The sequence below is a fragment of the Leisingera sp. JC1 genome, from assembly GCF_001679925.1.
In the GTDB taxonomy this organism is placed as follows: Bacteria; Pseudomonadota; Alphaproteobacteria; order Rhodobacterales; family Rhodobacteraceae; genus Leisingera.
This window is the reverse complement of the sequence record NZ_LYUZ01000024.1, coordinates 1-17464: the sequence shown is the minus strand read 5'-3', so window position 1 is coordinate 17464 and position 17464 is coordinate 1. Positions and strand designations below refer to the sequence as shown.

The following is a 17464-nucleotide window of genomic DNA, read 5'->3' as shown; positions in this document are numbered from 1 at the left end:
CCAACGATAAGGATGGGGACCGGGCGGGCTGCATGACGGCATTGAAGGAATTTGAGCGGCTGGAGGCTGCGGGCCTGTGGCGCGCTGATCCTGAGGCGCAGCGGCGGGATGTGATCATCTCGCTGGGGGACGCGACGCTGACCATTGCCAGCATGAACGACCAGCCGCTGGCGCATTGGTCGCTGGCGGCGGTGGAGCGTGCCAATCCCGGCGAATTTCCCGCCCTGTTCCACCCCGACGGCGACCCCGGCGAGACGCTGGAGCTGACGGAGGACGAAACCGCCATGCTGGAAGCCATCGCCCGGGTGCAAAACGCCATCGGGCGGTCGCGCGCGCGGCCCGGGCGGTTGCGGGCGGTCAGTATCCTGGGCACCCTGGCACTGGTTCTCGCGCTGCTGGTTCTGTGGCTACCCGGCGCCGTCACGCGCCACGCGGTCAGCGTGGTGCCGGACATCAAGCGCAAGGCCATCGGACAGGCGCTGTTGGGGCGGATTGAGCGGGTCTCCGGCCCCGCCTGCGCCACGCCGGAAGCTGTACCGATCCTGAAAGCCCTGGCGCAGCGCACCGGCGTGCGGCAGCTGGCGATCCTGCGCTCCGGCATTCCCGGCAGCCTGCATCTGCCCGGCGGCATCGTTCTGCTGAACCGCTCGTTCGTCGAGGATTTCGAGGACCCGGCCGTTGCGGCAGGCGCGGTTCTCGCCGAACGCGCCCGGGCAGAGGCCAGCGACCCGATGCAGGAGCTGCTGGAGGCCGGTGGTTTCCGCGCCACCTTCAAGCTTCTGACCACGGGAGAGCTGGACCGCGCGGCGCTGGATGCCTACTCAGAGGCCACCCTGTCCAGCCCCCGGCCCCAGCTGTCCGATGAAGTGCTGCTGGCAGAGTTCGCCCGCGCCGCCCTGCCCTCCTCCCCCTATGCCTATGCGCTGGACATCACCGGCGAGACGGTGCTGGGGCTGATCGAGGCAGACCCGATGGCCGGCCGCGAGCTGGAGCCGGTTCTGAACGACCGCGATTGGGTGCAGTTGCAGAACATCTGCGGCTGACTCTGCCGCGCCTCATCCCGCCAATCGCGAAAATGCGACGGATCTGGTAAGATCGTCAAATCTGCGCAAACGCATGATGGGGGACGTGAGCCATGCCGGAGAGTTCAGCCAGTTTCACCGGGGACATTCCGGGTTACTACGACAGCGGCCTCGGGCCAGTCATCTTTTTCAATTACGCTGATGACCTGGCTGCACGCTGCGGTGCCTTTGCAGCCAAGGACGTTCTGGAACTTGCCGCGGGAACCGGCATTGTCTCGCAGCGGCTGCGGCGCAGGCTACCGCCCGGCTGCAACCTGACAGTCACAGATTTGAATGAACCGATGCTGGCGCTGGCAAAGGCGAAGCTGTCAGACACCACCAATGTCAGCTTTCAGCCCGCCGACGCGATGGCGCTGCCCTTTGCTGACGGCAGCTTTGACCTGATTGCCTGCCAGTTCGGAGTGATGTTCTTTCCTGACAAACCCGCCGCCTTCCGTGAGGCCGCGCGGGTCCTTAGTCCCGGCGGGCACTACGTCTTCAATGTCTGGGCACCCATGACGCAGAACCCGTTTGCCGGTATTGCCGACACCATCGCGGCGCAGTTCTTCCCCAACGACCCGCCAGGCTTTTACAAGGTGCCCTTCCATTACGGCGAGCCCGGAGCGGTCAAAGCGGACCTCGACGGAAACGACTGGTCAGACGTCAGCCACGAAACCGCCAAGCTGAACAAGACGATTGAAGACCCAGAGAAATTTGCCGAAGCCCTGGTCTATGGCAATCCGATGATCGACGAGATCCGCTCCCGTGGCGGTGTTGATCCCGATGAGGTTGCCAGCGCCATTCTGGACGAAATGCGGGACCGTTTCGGACCGCCACCGCTGCGGATGCCGCTGGAGGCTGTCATTTTCACCTGCCGCCGGCGCTAACCTCCGCTTGTCAGGCCTAAACAAAAAGGCCGGGCAGCGGCCCGGCCTGTACAAAGGGCAATTCACTTCCTTACTTGCTGAGCCTGGCACCGCTGAAACCGGCGCGCTGCACTTTGGCCAATGCCGCAGCCGCCTGGCTGCCATCCTGATAAGGCCCTGACAGAACCACTTTGTAAGGCTGACCCTTGCGGCTGACGGTGCCGAGACGCACCGGCAGACCGGTGGCGGCCAGTTTGCGGGCCGCCGCCTTGGCCTGGGACGGATCCGCATAGGTTGCTGCCCGGATATAGCGGCGGCTGACAACCGCCTGTTCCGGCGCCGCGGCGCCGGGAGCCGACCGCGTCGACAGGCGCAATCCCTTGGGCCGGGCCTCGGCCGGGCTGACGCGCGCATCGCGCGGCAGCGTGAGCGCGGGGCGGTCCAGCGGCAGCTGAACCAGTTTGCGCGGCACGCCTCGGGTCCAGATCTGCGCCATCTGCGCGTCGCCGTCTGGCGTGCGCACACCGCGCATCGGATTCATCCGGCCATCCTCCCGCTCCACCACCTCATACCCTGCCGGGGCTTGGACGCTGCTGACGATCACCGCCGGGCGCACCGTGCGCTCTGCCCGCTTCGGATTCAGGCGCCCGTCGGTCCAGACCGGGCGGTAGCCCTTGGGCACCTGGAAGCTGTTACTGAGACGACGCTCCTGGTAAATATGCGTCTGCACCACACGGGTGTTGGGTGTGATCCGCACAGAGGACTGCGGCCCGACATAAGTAACGGGCGGAGCTTCCTGAGGGCCGCACCGCACGCCGTTGGAATTGGAATACTGCCGGCTGATACCGGACAGGCCTGCACAGCCCGTGTTGCCCGACGGCTGTTGCGCCGCGGCTACGGGTTTTGCTGCGGCCGGGGCAACCTTCCTGACCGGCTGCTTGGGGGCCGCAGGCACTGCCGCAACCGTTGCAGGCTGAACGCTAGACGGTTGCGGTTTCCGGACCGGCTTGGCGGTTGTCACAACGCTTGGCTGCGAAGCGGCCGGTGCGGGCTGCTGGCTGGGTTCAAGAGTGATCTGTTCCGGTTTTGACGCGGTCTGCCGCTGCCGGGTGGTTCCGGCAACCCGGGTCGGGGCGTATCCGCAAAGATGCTTGCGGGCGCGATTGACCCGCGGCACCCAATTCACGTCCCCGTCAATGCCCGCCCGGATGTAAATGCAGCCGCGGCTGTCCACATACTGCTTTCCCTTGTAGGAGAGCGGCGGATATTCGGCTGGCGGGCTGGCGTCGCGCAGGGTTTGTGCCTGTATCCCCGCTGCGCTGCTTGTCCCCGCGATGATGGCCAGTGCAATAATTCTAGTTATTTTCATTCCTGAGCCCCACAAAATGTGGCTACAGGATGCCCGAATCTTGCCTGTGAGTAAAGATTCCGCAGCAACAATAGGCCTTTATGCGGGCAATTTTTGCATAAATTGAAACCAATTCCTGTCCCGTGCCGGAGACGGCTGCCAGGACAAGTACGCCCCGCCCTGGCTGCAACCGATCACTTGGTGCCGAACATCCGGTCGCCGGCATCGCCGAGGCCTGGAAGAATATATCCCTTCTTGTTCAGCTCGCGGTCCAGGGAGGCGGTCACGATCGGCACATCCGGGTGGGCCTGCTTCATGCGCTCGACGCCTTCGGGCGAGGCCAGCAGGCACAGGAAGCGGATGTTGTTGGCGCCGGCCTCCTTCAGCAGGTCGATGGCCGCAGCAGAGCTGTTTCCGGTGGCGAGCATGGGATCCACGGCAATCACCAGCCGGTCCTTCAGGCCCTCGGGCGCCTTGAAGTAGTACTGCACCGGCTCCAGGGTTTCCTCGTCACGGTAAAGGCCGACAAATCCGACGCGGGCCGAAGGGATCAACTCCAGCACCCCGTCCAGCATGCCGTTGCCCGCGCGCAGGATCGACACCAGCGCCAGCTTCTTGCCAGCGAGGATCGGCGCCTCCATCTCCTCCATCGGGGTTTCGATGCTGGTGGTGGTCAGCGGCATTTCGCGGGTGATCTCATAGGCCAGAAGCTGGGTAATCTCGCGCAGCAGGCGGCGGAACCCCGCGGTGGAGGTGCCCTTGTCCCGCATCAGGGTCAGCTTGTGCTGCACAAGCGGGTGATCAACAACGGTCAGGTGGTCGGTCATGGGGCACTCCTAAAGTTTGCTTTTCCGCGCTTTTACGGGCTTGGCCGCGGCAGGCAAGCGTGTTTTGACCATGGGGTCAAAGAAAGCTTTTGCCGGGACCTTGCGCAGGCACATCCAGATGGGCCGCGATAGAGGCGCCCACATCGGCGAATTTGACCTGCCCGACGGGGCCCGCGTCAAGGCCTGCGATCAGTACCGGCACCTGTTCGCGGGTGTGGTCAGAGCCGGGCCAGCTGGGGTCATTGCCGTGATCGGCGGTCAGCACCAGCATATCGCCCGGCCGCAAGCGCGGCAGAAGGCGGCCCAGTTCGGCGTCAAACCACTCCAGCGCCCTTGCATAGCCGGAGATGTCGCGGGTGTGGCCATACAGGGTGTCGAACTCGACGAAATTGGCGAAAGTCAGGCTGCCGTCCTCAGCCGTCTCCACCGCGTCGATCAGGTGCTTCATCAGATGGGCATCGGCGCCTTTTTTCAGGGTGTCGATACCGGTCATGGAGAAGATGTCGCCGATCTTGCCAATGGCGTGGACCTTGCCGCCCGCACCCTGCACCCAGTTCGTCAGCACCGGCGCCGGCGGGGTGATCGCAAAGTCGCGGCGGTTGGTGGTGCGGGTGAAGCCCTCCTTCGCGGAGCCCAAGAACGGGCGGGCGATGACCCGGCCCACTTTCATTGCATGAAGGCGCGGGGCGACGGTCTCGCAGAGCTTCAGAAGGCGGTCGAGGCCGAATGTCTCTTCATGCGCGGCAATCTGGAACACGCTGTCGGCGGAGGTGTAGCAGATCGGCCTGCCGGTCCGCATGTGTTCCGCGCCCAGATCATCGAGGATCACGGTGCCAGAGGCGTGGCAATTGCCCAATATGCCATCAGTGCCCGCCTGCTCAGCGACAAAGGCAGAGAGGTCTTCGGGGAAAGACGGCGCCTGATCGGGGAAGTAGTGCCAGTCCCAGGGCACCGGCAGCCCGGCCAGTTCCCAATGGCCCGACGGCGTGTCCTTGCCGCGGCTGAGTTCGGCGGCGCAGCCCCAGCGGCCCTGCGGTGCGTCATCCAGGCCCGGAAACGGCACAGAGGACGCGAGCCGCATTGCGGCACCCAGGCCGAGGCGCTCCATGTTCGGCACGTTCAACGGGCCGCTGCGGCCCTCCTCTGCCTGGCCAGCGGCACAGGCCTGCACGATATGGGCCAGCGTGTTAGCACCGAGGTCTGGCAGATCGCCGTTGAAGAAGGTCCCGGCATCCGGCGCGCCGCCGATACCAACGGAATCCATCACCACAAGGAAGGCACGGGGCATCAGGAAATCCTTTCGTGAACCAGCGGCGGAAGGTCGTCCGGCGCGTCGCCGATGGCGATGGCAGCCAGGAACGCAGCCTCTGCCATGTCTGCTGCATCATCGCTGGCGGCGTGGATGCGCGCAAGCGTGTCCCCTGCCCCGACCTGCTGGCCCAGGCGGACAATGTCCGAAATACCGACACCGGGGTGAATGCGGTCGTTTTCAACCATCCGGCCGCCGCCGAGGGCAACAACCGCCAGGCCAAGCGCCTCACCGTTCATGGCTGCGGCATGCCCGGCAGCGGGCGCCTTTACCTCGCGCACCACTTCCGCGCCAGGCAGGTGATCCTGCCATTTTGCGGCAAAGTCCGCAGGTCCGCCCATGGCAGCAATCATCTTGGCAAAACGCTCCGCCGCGCGGCCATCGGTGAGGGTTGCGGTTATTTTTGCCGCTCCCTCCTCCGCATCCGCTGCGAGGCCTGCGAGTACCAGCAGCTCGCCGCCCAGAATTGCGGTGATCTCTGCCAGCGGCCCGGATGCGCCGCCGGTCAGCACCCGCATCACCTCTGCCACTTCCAGCGCGTTGCCGAGGGCTGGTGCCAGCGGCTGGTTCATGTCGGTGATCAGCGCGGAAGTCTTGCAGCCCGCCGCATTTGCGGTATCGCACAGTGATTGCGCCAGCGCGCGGGCGTCACCGGCGGTCTTCATGAAGGCACCGGAGCCGATCTTTACATCCAGCACCAGTGCATCCGGAGAGGCCGCCAGTTTCTTGGACAGGATCGAGGCGGTGATCAGGTCGAGGCTTTCCACCGTCGCGGTTACGTCGCGGATCGCATAAAGCCGCTTGTCCGCAGGCGCAATCTGCGCGGTGGCGCCAACAACGGCGCAGCCCATGTCCTGCATCATCCGGCGCAGGCGGTCTTCGCTGACGCTGGTGGAGACGCCGGGGATCGCCTCCAGCTTGTCCAGCGTCCCGCCGGTATGGCCCAGCCCGCGCCCCGAAATCATCGGCACATAAGCCCCGCAGGCCGCCAGCGCAGGCGCCAGCAGCAGCGAGACGCAATCGCCCACACCGCCGGTGGAATGCTTGTCCAGCACCGGACCGTCCAGGTCCCACGTCAGCACATCGCCGGTGTCGCGCATCGCCAGCGTCAGGGCGCGACGTCCTTCGACGCTGAGGCCCTGCAGGCAGACTGCCATGGCAAAGGCCCCGGCCTGCGCGTCTGAGACGGCGCCGCTGGCCAGGCCCTCGGCAAACCAGCGCAGCGCGTCCTCGCCCGGCGTTTCACCGCGGCGCAGGCAGGCGTTGATGGCGCGGGCGTCCATCAGCTGCGCTCCATATGGTCCGCGTCGAAGGCCCCAGGCAGCAGAGCGCCGATGGTGGTTTCCTGCTCGTCGCCATCTGTGGTGGCCATGATGACCTTGGCGTCTCCGCTGGCAAATTCCTTGATCTTCTGGCGGCAACCGCCGCAGGGCGTAATCGGCGTGGGGCAATCGGCGATCACATAGACCTCGGCCAGTTCTTTCTCCCCCGCAGCCACCATGGAGGCGATGGCGCCAGCCTCGGCACATGTACCTTCGGGATAGGCGACGTTTTCGACATTGCAGCCCACATAGATCTGGCCGGAGGAGGAGCGGACAGCGGCGCCGACCTTGAAGTTGGAATAAGGCGCGTGGGCGTTTTCACGGACAGCGGCAGCGGCGGCTTTGAGGCTCATGGCGATTCCCCGTTTTTTTGATCATTTGGTCAAGATGCCGCAGGATAGCTGAATTGTTCTGGAGAGCGGAAGCCCCCCAGTGCAGTTCTTTGCTCTGGTTTGAGTTCAACCCAGCGTGGTGTTGAACACTCCCGGCAGCGTCACTTCCAGCAATTCCACATCGTCCGACGGCGCGCTGAGGCGGGTTTTCATGCCTGGCGGGATCACGAAGGCGTCGCCCTGCTCCAGCTGGTAAGGCTCGCGGCCTTCCCCTTCCAGCGTCACTTCGCCGTTCATCACGAAGGTAAAGTGGATGTCGGTGTCATGCGCCGCCCATTGCGGATCGCCGTCGCCCCGGCGCACCACCTGCACGCCTGCGACGCCCTTCGTGTTTGCCGCAATCGTGGTGTCGCGGCAGATATAGCCCGGCAGGCGGAACAGACCCCACGCGGCGCCTTCCGCCTTGTTATAGACAAACCGCTGGCCCTGCCATTCCCGTTCGGGCCGGTGGTGAGGTGTCGGCAGTGTCATCTGGTGGTCGATCTCGGTCACATGCTCTGCCGGGACGCCGATCTCGATCACCTGCACGTTGTCGCTGGCCTCCAGCACCCGGTGGCGGATTTCCGGCGGCTGGATAAAGCAGTCGCCCGCCGTCAGACGCATCTTCTCGCCCTGATCCTCATAGACCACATCGACCCAGCCGTGGATGCAGAAGATCAGCTGAAAGCCGACGCGGTGGAAATGCACCATATCCGGGACCGGGCCTCCATCGGGAATGCGGATGTGGCTGGCGATGATCGACCCGCCCAGCCGGTCCGGCACCAGGTCGCGGTAATGCATACCCGCGCGGCCGATGATCCAGGGGGCCTGATCCTTGAGGCGGCGGACCACGAAGCTGTGCACCGTTTCCGGCATCACCATCGGCGGGTGGCGCTCCTCGATCTCGATTTCCGTTCCGTTGGGCGCAGTCAGGCGGCGCTGTCCTTCGGCAAATCCATCAGGATCTTCAGTCAGAATGCGGATAGTGCCGGGGGATTCCTCTGCGCCTTTCTCAACCCGCAGCCGCAGCCCGTGGCCGGAAAACACCGCGGTGCGCGGATCATCCGCCGGGTAGATCATGTCCATCTTCATACCCAAAACCTTGGTATAAAACGGAATATCGTTGCGCAGCTCATCCGTCGGCAGGCGGATCTCGGCGATTGTTTCGCTCATTTTTCACTCCCTGATCTGTTGGCAGGACAGTGACCCTGCGGCAAGGTATATGCAAGAACCCGCCGCCTGTGCTGCCGCCGCGTCCGTTTGCGTCAGTTTGGGCTATGTTTCCGGCAGAAAAAATGGTTTAACGCTAAACAATACCCTTTCCGAGGAGCGCCAGATGTCCGATTCACAGAGCACGCGGCAAGCCGCACTCAACTATCACGAGTTTCCCCGCCCCGGTAAGCTGGAGATCCGCGCAACCAAGCCGATGGCAAACGGGCGCGATCTGTCCCGCGCTTATTCGCCCGGCGTGGCGGAGGCCTGCGTGGAGATCAAGGCGGATGAGGCCAATGCCGCCCGCTATACCTCCCGCGGCAATCTGGTGGCGGTTGTGTCAAACGGCTCGGCTGTGCTGGGGCTTGGCAACATCGGCGCGCTGGCCTCCAAGCCGGTTATGGAGGGCAAGGCGGTGCTGTTCAAGAACTTCGCGGGCATCGACTGTTTCGACATCGAGGTGAACGAAAGCGATCCGGAGAAGCTGGCGGATATTGTCTGCTCGCTGGAGCCGACTTTTGGCGCCATCAACCTCGAAGACATCAAGGCGCCGGACTGCTTTGTGGTCGAGAAACTGTGCCGCGAGCGGATGAACATCCCGGTGTTCCACGACGACCAGCACGGCACCGCAATTGTGGTCGGTGCAGCAGCCAAGAACGCGCTGCATGTGGCGGGCAAATCGTTCGAGGATATCAAGATCGTCTCCACCGGCGGCGGCGCGGCGGGGATTGCCTGCCTCAACATGCTGGTGAAACTGGGCGTGAAGCGCGAAAACATCTGGCTGTGCGACATTCACGGGCTGGTCTACGAGGGCCGCGAAGAGGACATGAACCCGCAGAAAGCGGCCTTCGCCCAGGCCTCGGACCTGCGCACACTTGACGAGGTGATGGACGGTGCCGACATGTTCCTGGGCCTCTCTGGCCCCAACGTGCTGAAGCCGGAAATGGTCGCCAAGATGACCAAGCGTCCGATCATCTTTGCGCTGGCCAACCCGACGCCGGAGATCATGCCCGACCAGGCACGCAAGGTGGCGCCGGATGCGATCATCGCCACCGGGCGCAGCGATTTTCCCAATCAGGTCAACAACGTGCTGTGCTTCCCCTTCATCTTCCGGGGCGCGCTGGACGTGGGCGCGACAGAGATCAACGACGAGATGCAGATTGCCTGCGTCGACGGCATTGCCGAACTGGCCCGCGCCACCACCTCGGCGGAGGCGGCAGCGGCCTACAAGGGCGAACAGCTGACCTTTGGCGCCGATTACCTGATCCCGAAACCCTTTGATCCGCGGCTGGTGGCGGTTGTGTCCTCTGCCGTGGCCAAGGCTGCAATGGAAAGCGGCGTGGCGACCCGCCCCATCGAGGATATGGGAGCCTATAAGCAGAAGCTGAACCAGACCGTGTTCAAATCCGCCCTGCTGATGAAGCCGGTTTTCGAGGCCGCCCGCGCCGCCGCCCGCCGCATCGTGTTCAGCGAAGGCGAGGATGAGCGGGTGCTGCGTGCAGCCCAGGCGATCCTGGAAGAAACCACCGAGACCCCGATCCTGATCGGCCGCCCGGACGTGATCGAACGCCGCTGCGAACGGCTGGGTCTGGACGTGCGCCCGGGCCGCGACTTCCAGCTGGTGAACCCGGAAAATGACCCGCGCTACCGCGACTACTGGAACAGCTACCACAAGGTGATGCAGCGCCGTGGCGTCACACCGGACCTGGCCAAGGCAATCATGCGCACCAACACCACTGCCATCGGCGCCATCATGGTGCACCGCGGTGAGGCAGACAGCCTGATTTGCGGCACCTTCGGCGAATACCGCTGGCACCTGAACTATGTGCAGCAGGTGCTGGGCGGCGGCACCTACTCGCCGCACGGCGCACTGTCCATGATGATCCTGGAGGACGGCCCCCTGTTCATCGCCGACACACATGTGCATGTGGAACCGACGCCGGAACAGATCGCCGAAACCGTGATCGGCGCCGCCCGCCATGTGCGCCGTTTCGGAATGGAGCCGAAGATCGCCATGTGCTCGCAGTCGCAGTTCGGTAATATTTCCTGCGACACCGGCAGCCGGTTGCGCGCCGCCATCGAAATCCTCGACGATAAGCGCCGCGATTTCGTCTATGAGGGCGAGATGAACATCGACACCGCGCTGGACCCGGAACTGCGCGAGCGGATCTTCCCCAATTCGCGGCTGGACGGCGCCGCCAACGTGCTGATTTTTGCCCATGCCGACGCGGCCTCCGGCGTGCGCAACATCCTCAAGATGCGGGCCGGCGGGCTGGAAGTGGGGCCGATCCTGATGGGCATGGGCAACCGCGCCCATATCGTCTCCCCCTCAATCACCGCACGGGGCCTGCTGAACATGGCCGCCATTGCCGGCACCCCGGTCGCGCACTACGGTTAACGGCGCGGCCCAGCATTACCGCCGGCCGCCCAGTCAGGGAGGCCGGATATGAGAGGGCATTGCCACTGCGGCGCAGTGCATTGGGAGAGCCAGGCCGAAGCCGCCTGGAGCTGCTATTGCCACTGTGCCGACTGCCGCCGTAACTGCGCGGCACCAGTCACCGCGTTTTTCGGGTTGCCGCATGAGGCGGTGGACTGGTCTGGAGCGGACCCCAAAATCTACAACTCATCGGAAGGCGTCGAACGTCTGTTCTGCAGCACCTGCGGCACCCAGATGGCCTACCGCACGGCCCGCGATCCGGTGAACATCCACCTGTATACCTCGACGCTGGAAAGCCCCAGCCAGATGCCGCCCAGGTTCCATGTGTTCCATTCCGACCATGTGAGCTGGCTGGAGCTGAAAGACAGCCTGCCCCGCTACGCAAAATCCTCAGACGGGTGATTCCCGGCGGCACGCCCGAGTGCGCCGCGCCCAAATTTGCAAGTTTGCAAACTTTTCGGGCTTTTCCGGAATATTCTGCAGCAAACACCACTTTGCAAAGCGGCCGGAGTGCAAACCCGCCCGGCCTTGTAAATCCGGTAAATCATCCGCGCAAATCCGGGCAAAACCTGTAAATTTCTTGACGAACCTTGCGTGAAGATGCGGCAAAACTTGCCCGGCCGCCGCTTAGTCGCCTACGCAATTGGCAGGAGGAGATGAACACCATGGGATATCAGGATATTTACGCCGCCTGGAAACAGGATCCGGAAGGTTTCTGGATGGAGGCCGCCCAGTCGATCAGCTGGGACGAGGCCCCGAAGCAAGCGCTGTTTGACAAGGGCGAAGGCCTTTACGAGTGGTTTGCCGATGCCAAGGTGAATACATGCTACAACGCCGTTGACCGCCACGTCGAACAGGGCCGCGGCGAGCAGACCGCTATCATTTACGACAGCCCGGTCACCCAAACCAAGCGTGAAATCTCCTATGTCGAGCTGCGCAACCGCGTCGCCAACCTGGCCGGCGCCCTGCGCGCCAAGGGCGTGGAGAAAGGCGACCGGGTCATCATCTACATGCCGATGATCCCCGAGGCGCTGGAGGCGATGCTGGCCTGCGCGCGCATCGGCGCGGTGCATTCTGTGGTGTTCGGCGGCTTTGCCTCCAACGAGCTGGCGGTGCGGATCGACGACGCCAAGCCGAAGGCGATCATCGCCGCCTCCTGCGGCATCGAACCAGGCCGGATCGTGCATTACAAGCCGCTGTTGGACGGTGCCATCGAGCTTGCCAGCCACAAACCAGACTTCTGCGTGATCTTCCAGCGCGAGCAGGAAGTGGCGGAACTGATCCCGGGCCGTGACGTGAACTGGCACGGCTTCCAGTACGGCGTGGAGCCTGCTGAATGTGTGCCGGTCGAAGGCAACCACCCGTCCTATATCCTCTACACCTCCGGCACCACCGGCCAGCCCAAGGGGGTGATCCGCCACACCGCGGGCCAGCTGGTGGCGCTCAATTGGACCATGAAGAACATCTACAACGTCGACCCCGGCGATGTGTTTTGGGCGGCCTCCGATGTGGGCTGGGTCGTGGGCCACAGCTATATCTGCTACGCACCGCTCATCCACGGCAACACCACCATCGTGTTCGAGGGGAAGCCGGTTGGCACACCGGATGCGGGCACCTTCTGGCGGGTGATTTCCGAACACAACGTCAAGAGCTTCTTCACCGCCCCCACCGCCTTCCGCGCGGTGAAGCGGGAAGACCCGAAGGGCGAATTCGTCAAGAAATATGACCTGAGCTGCCTCAAACAAGTTTACCTGGCCGGTGAGCGCGCGGACCCTGATACCATCACCTGGGCGCAGGAGCAGCTGAAGGTGCCGGTGGTTGACCACTGGTGGCAGACAGAGACCGGCTGGTCGATTGCAGCGAACCCGCTGGGTATCGAGGAACTGCCGACGAAACTCGGCTCGCCTGCGGTGCCGATGCCCGGTTATGAAGTGGACATCCTGGACGAAGGCGGCAACCCGGTTGCGCCGGGCGAGCTGGGCGCGATTGCGGTGAAACTGCCGCTGCCGCCGGGCACCCTGCCGACCCTCTGGAACGCCGAAGACCGCTTCAAAAAGAGCTACCTGACCACCTTCCCCGGCTACTACGAGACCGGCGATGCGGGGATGAAGGACGAGGACGGATACCTCTACATCATGGCGCGCACCGATGACGTGATCAACGTGGCCGGGCACCGCCTCTCGACCGGCGGCATGGAGGAAGTTCTGGCAGGCCACCCGGATGTCGCCGAATGCGCAGTCATTGGCGTGGCGGACAGCCTCAAGGGGCAGATGCCAGTGGGCTTCCTTTGCCTCAACGCTGGCGCCGACCGCGACAACGCGGAAGTGGTGTCCGAGGTGGTGAAACTGGTGCGCGAAAAAATCGGACCTGTGGCAGCCTTCAAGCTGGCGGTTGTGGTCGACCGCCTGCCCAAGACCCGCTCCGGCAAGATCCTGCGCGGCACCATGGTGAACATCGCCGACGGGACTCCGTGGAAGATGCCCGCAACCATCGATGATCCGGCAATCCTTGACGAGATCACCGTGGCGCTTCAGAGCATCGGCTACGCCAAGTAACGCGCGCGTTTCCCGGCACAGGAAACGGCCAAAAATCCTGCGAGGATTTTGAAGGCTCCGCCTGTTGGCGGAGCCTGTTTTCCGTCTGGTTTTGCTTGCAACTCCGCCCAGCCCGCCTAGGCTGCAGCCAGGGAGGCTTGTGCATGGCAACGACCGACATTTGGCGCCTGAGCGCCACGGAACTGACGAAACTTACCCGCGCGGGCGACCTGAGCGCGGAAACCGCGGTCCAGGCCTCCATCGACCGGATGAACGCAGTGAACCCCGTCCTTAATGCAGTGGTCGAGAACCTGAGCACCGAGGCGCTGGAGCGCGCGCTGGCTCTGGACAAGGCCCGCGCAGACGGCGCGGCACCCGGACCGCTGCACGGGGTGCCGGTCACCATCAAGATCAATATCGACCAGAAGGGCCACGCCACCTCCAACGGCGTCACCGCGCTGAAGGACCTGATTGCCCCGGCAGACGCCCCTGTGGTGGAGAACCTGCACAAGGCCGGCGCGGTGGTGATCGGGCGCACCAACACGCCGGAGTTTTCGTTCCGCGCCGATACCGACAACCCGCTGTTTGGCCGCACCCGTAACCCCTGGGGCCGGCACATCTCACCCGGCGGCTCCTCCGGCGGCGCGGGGGCGGCGGTGATGGCCGGGATCGGCGCGCTGGCCCATGGCAATGATATCGGCGGCAGCTTGCGCTTCCCCGCCGCCGCCAATGGCGCGGTGACCGTCAAGCCGGGCCTGGGCCGGGTGCCCGCCTGGAATCCCAGCCAGACGGCGGAGCGCGGGCTGCTGGCGCAGCTGATGTCGGTGCAGGGGCTGATCACCCGCTCGGCAGAGGACCTGCACCTGTCGATGCCCGCACTGATTGCCGCCGATCCCCGCGACCCCTTCCATGTGCCGATGCCCTGGCGCGGCGCCGCATTGGATGGCCCGATCAAGGTGGCCTATACCAAGAACACCCATGGCTACGACCTGCATCCCGAAGTCGAGGCGGCGCTGGAGTTTGCCCGCGATGCCTTGACTGATGCCGGTTACCACGTCGAGGAGGTTGAGCCACCAAACGTGTTCGACGCCGGGCGCACCGGCTACCGCGCGCTGATGGGTGAGATCTATGGGCTGATGAAAGGCGATGTGGACGCCGCCGGGTCGCAGACCGTGCGCGATATCTTTGCGGTCTATTTCCAGGAGTTCCCGCCCTTTGCCGGGGACGAACTGCTGCAAATGATGGCCAAGCGGACCCACTATGCGCGGGAATGGTCGCTGTTCATGGAGGAGTATCCGCTGGTCCTCTCGCCCTTCCTGCCGCAGCCCTTCTTCAAGCCGGACCGTGATACCGAAGGCGCGGCAGGCGTGCATGAGGTTCTGGGCTGCGCGGTCTATTCATATGCGATGAACTTCCTCGGCCTGCCTGCCGCCTCGGTTCCTGCCCGGCTGTCCGAACTGCCCAAAGGGCCGCAGCCGATCAACGTGCAGATCGCCGCCCGGCGCTGGCGCGAGGATCTGGCGGTAGATGCCTGCGCCGCAATTGAAGCCCGGGCCGGGCGCATGTGCCTGCCGCTGTGGACGAAGATGGCAGCTGGCGTCGTGTAGCGGCCTGCCCGGCGTCAGAGTGCTGGCCTCGGGCGCTTCCGCAAGGTTGCCCTCACATCCCAGTTACGCAAAAGAGTATGCAGTCCCCGGGAGCAGCCTCAGCTGCCCCCGGGGTTCTTCCTGACCCAAGACACTCACTACCAGCGCGGCATTTCCCGCCTGCCGGACTTCGCGCAGGCGTGCCGGGCCAGACCGGCATCAATCACAAAACTGGAACACATCAAAACCGCCGGTCCGGCACATCGGCTTTGCAGCCTCAGGCGACGCCAACAACATCGGCCTGTGGATAAATCCTCGCACAGAATGGTTACCGGGAGGTTCACGGCCTCGTGAACCCCGCGTTAAACAATCAGGTAAACTGTTCGGAAATCAGTCTTTCTTCCAGCCCATGGCCTGGGTCGAACAGTATTTTATGGCGGAATTGCGTGTCGGTGCGGATCTCCACCCAGTCGATATCGGCCACCGAAATCGAGTCGGCATCGGCCATCACCGGGCGCTTGTCCGCCTCCAGGACGTCAAAGCGCACCATCGCATTGCTGGGCAAAAGCGCGCCTCGCCAGCGCCGCGGGCGGAAAGCAGCAATGGCGGTCAACGCCAGAACATCGGAGCCGATCGGCAGGATCGGGCCATGGGCGGAGTAGTTATAGGCGGTAGAGCCCGCCGGGGTGGAAACCAGCGCGCCGTCGCAGACCAGTTCCTCCATCCGCACCCTTCCGTCTACCGAAATCCGGAGCCGCGCCGCTTGGGGGCCTGCGCGCAGCAGCGAGACCTCATTGATCGCCAGAGCCTTGTGCACCTCGCCGCGGCGGTCCATTGCGGTCATCGACAGCGGGTTGATGATCTCCTGCACTGCTTCCTCAAGCCGCTCGATCAGCCCGTCCTCGCGGTACTCATTCATCAGGAAGCCGACGGTGCCGCGGTTCATGCCGTAAACCGGCGCCGGGTGATCGATCATGGTATGCAGGGTCCGAAGCATGAAGCCGTCACCGCCTAGCGCCACGATCACCTGGGCCTCCTCCGGGGGCACATGGCCGTAGCGGCGGCTCAGCTCAGCCAGCGCATCCTGTGCGACATCAACGTCGCTGGCCAGAAAGGCGATTCTCAAACTCATGAAACCTGTTTCCGGTATTAGGCATCTGGTTCCGAAACAATCACAGCTTTCCGCCGATGACCATAGTTGCCGTTCTGTCGCAGGGAAATGTCGCTTTACAGGCTTCCGGCGCAAGGATGTTTCCTATAGGAAATCCCTCAATTCTGATCCCTACTCCAACGGAGCCACCATGACTGAAGCGACCCGTGACACCGGCTTTTTCACCCAAGCGCTTTCTGAGCGCGATCCTGAACTGTTTGGCGCGATCACTGCCGAACTGGGCCGCCAGCGCGACGAGATCGAGCTGATTGCGTCCGAGAACATCGTCTCCGCCGCGGTGATGGAAGCGCAAGGCTCGGTGCTGACCAACAAATACGCCGAAGGCTACCCGGGGCGCCGTTACTACGGCGGCTGCCAGTATGTCGACGTCGCTGAAAACCTGGCGATCGACCGCGCCAAGGCGCTGNTTTTTCACCCAAGCGCTTTCTGAGCGCGATCCTGAACTGTTTGGCGCGATCACTGCCGAACTGGGCCGCCAGCGCGACGAGATCGAGCTGATTGCGTCCGAGAACATCGTCTCCGCCGCGGTGATGGAAGCGCAAGGCTCGGTGCTGACCAACAAATACGCCGAAGGCTACCCGGGGCGCCGTTACTACGGCGGCTGCCAGTATGTCGACGTCGCTGAAAACCTGGCGATCGACCGCGCCAAGGCGCTGTTCGGCTGTGAATTCGCCAACGTGCAGCCGAACTCCGGCTCGCAGGCCAACCAGGGCGTGTTCCAGGCACTGATCCAGCCCGGCGACACCATCCTCGGCATGGACCTGGCCTCCGGCGGCCACCTGACTCACGGCGCGGCGCCGAACCAGTCGGGCAAGTGGTTCAACGCAGTGCATTACGGTGTGCGCCAGAGCGACAACCTGATCGACTACGACCAGATYCAGGCGCTGGCCAACGAGCACCAGCCGAARCTGATCATCGCCGGCGGCTCCGCCATCCCGCGCCAGATCGACTTCGCCAGGTTCCGTGAAATCGCCGACAGCGTCGGYGCCTATTTCATGGTCGACATGGCCCATATCGCAGGYCTGATCGCGGCTGGCGAGCACCCCTCGCCGTTCCCGCATGCGCATGTCGCCACCACCACCACCCACAAGACCCTGCGCGGCCCCCGCGGCGGCATGATCGTGACCAACGACGAGGCGATCGCCAAGAAGGTGAACTCGGCGATCTTCCCGGGCATCCAGGGCGGCCCGCTGATGCATGTGATCGCAGGCAAGGCGGCAGCCTTCGGCGAGGCGCTGAAGCCGGAGTTCAAGGCCTACCAGAAGCAGGTCCGCGCCAACGCGGCAGCACTGGCGGACCAGCTGATCCAGGGCGGCCTGGACATCGTGACCGGCGGCACCGACACCCATGTGATGCTCGTGGACCTGCGCCCCAAGGGCGTCACCGGCAACATCGCCGACAAGGCGCTGGGCCGCGCCCA

14 protein-coding genes and 1 pseudogene are annotated in these 17464 nt (G+C 64.2%); 8 read left to right on the top strand and 7 right to left on the bottom strand.

Going from position 1 to position 17464, the window contains the following annotated elements; all coding sequences use genetic code 11:
- Window positions 1-32 precede the first annotated feature (32 nt).
- Both A9D60_RS03720 and A9D60_RS03715 read left to right on the top strand, forming a co-directional pair.
- Entirely contained in the window at window positions 33-1043 is a 1011-nt protein-coding gene (locus A9D60_RS03720) for a hypothetical protein (protein ID WP_065266363.1), read from the top strand.
- A 92-nt stretch (window positions 1044-1135) separates the two neighbouring features.
- The gene (locus A9D60_RS03715) at window positions 1136-1948 is read left to right on the top strand and encodes a class I SAM-dependent methyltransferase (protein WP_065266362.1); all 813 of its coding nucleotides are present in this window, start codon (window positions 1136-1138) and stop codon (window positions 1946-1948) included.
- Between the two features lie 70 nt (window positions 1949-2018).
- On the opposite strand, the gene A9D60_RS03710 is transcribed toward A9D60_RS03715, so the two are convergent.
- The 6 genes from A9D60_RS03710 to A9D60_RS03685 all read right to left on the bottom strand — a co-directional run bounded on the left by A9D60_RS03710 (window position 2019) and on the right by A9D60_RS03685 (window position 8277).
- Window positions 2019-3296: an SPOR domain-containing protein gene (locus A9D60_RS03710; protein ID WP_065266361.1), complete on the bottom strand. Its 1278-nt coding sequence runs from the start codon at window positions 3294-3296 to the stop codon at window positions 2019-2021.
- 173 nt (window positions 3297-3469) lie between these two features.
- Window positions 3470-4102, bottom strand: a complete 633-nt coding sequence (gene upp, locus A9D60_RS03705) for a uracil phosphoribosyltransferase (protein ID WP_065266360.1) — start codon at window positions 4100-4102, stop codon at window positions 3470-3472.
- Between the two features lie 76 nt (window positions 4103-4178).
- Window positions 4179-5390 (bottom strand): phosphopentomutase, encoded by a 1212-nt coding sequence (locus A9D60_RS03700; RefSeq protein ID WP_065266359.1) that lies wholly within the window; start codon window positions 5388-5390, stop codon window positions 4179-4181.
- Complete coding sequence (locus A9D60_RS03695; RefSeq protein WP_065266358.1) at window positions 5390-6694, bottom strand: thymidine phosphorylase; 1305 nt, start codon at window positions 6692-6694, stop codon at window positions 5390-5392. The genes A9D60_RS03700 and A9D60_RS03695 overlap by 1 nt, the downstream gene beginning before the upstream one ends.
- Window positions 6694-7086 (bottom strand): cytidine deaminase, encoded by a 393-nt coding sequence (locus tag A9D60_RS03690; protein ID WP_065266357.1) that lies wholly within the window; start codon window positions 7084-7086, stop codon window positions 6694-6696. The genes A9D60_RS03695 and A9D60_RS03690 overlap by 1 nt, the downstream gene beginning before the upstream one ends.
- A gap of 105 nt (window positions 7087-7191) precedes the next feature.
- Entirely contained in the window at window positions 7192-8277 is a 1086-nt protein-coding gene (locus A9D60_RS03685; protein WP_065266356.1) for a cupin domain-containing protein, read from the bottom strand.
- A gap of 163 nt (window positions 8278-8440) precedes the next feature.
- Between A9D60_RS03685 and A9D60_RS03680 the strand changes: the two genes are divergently transcribed.
- The 4 genes from A9D60_RS03680 (at window position 8441) to A9D60_RS03665 (ending at window position 14894) form a co-directional block, all read left to right on the top strand.
- The gene (locus tag A9D60_RS03680; RefSeq protein ID WP_065266355.1) at window positions 8441-10714 is read left to right on the top strand and encodes an NADP-dependent malic enzyme; all 2274 of its coding nucleotides are present in this window, start codon (window positions 8441-8443) and stop codon (window positions 10712-10714) included.
- A gap of 48 nt (window positions 10715-10762) precedes the next feature.
- A complete protein-coding gene (locus A9D60_RS03675) occupies window positions 10763-11155 on the top strand; it encodes a GFA family protein (protein ID WP_065266354.1) in 393 nt (130 codons plus the stop codon).
- A 263-nt stretch (window positions 11156-11418) separates the two neighbouring features.
- A complete protein-coding gene (gene prpE / locus A9D60_RS03670) occupies window positions 11419-13308 on the top strand; it encodes a propionate-CoA ligase PrpE (RefSeq protein ID WP_065266452.1) in 1890 nt (629 codons plus the stop codon).
- A gap of 143 nt (window positions 13309-13451) precedes the next feature.
- Complete coding sequence (locus tag A9D60_RS03665; protein ID WP_065266353.1) at window positions 13452-14894, top strand: amidase family protein; 1443 nt, start codon at window positions 13452-13454, stop codon at window positions 14892-14894.
- 349 nt (window positions 14895-15243) lie between these two features.
- On the opposite strand, the gene A9D60_RS03660 is transcribed toward A9D60_RS03665, so the two are convergent.
- Window positions 15244-16005, bottom strand: coding sequence for an NAD kinase (locus A9D60_RS03660; RefSeq protein ID WP_065266352.1), 762 nt, complete (start codon window positions 16003-16005; stop codon window positions 15244-15246).
- A gap of 169 nt (window positions 16006-16174) precedes the next feature.
- On the opposite strand from A9D60_RS03660, the pseudogene glyA (A9D60_RS25950) reads away from it, so the two are divergent.
- A pseudogene (gene glyA / locus A9D60_RS25950) lies at window positions 16175-16450 on the top strand (serine hydroxymethyltransferase); the annotation flags it as partial.
- 1 nt (window position 16451) lies between these two features.
- Window positions 16452-17464, top strand: a 1013-nt coding sequence (gene glyA, locus A9D60_RS03650) for a serine hydroxymethyltransferase (RefSeq protein WP_302621838.1), incomplete at both ends; no start/stop codon positions are given.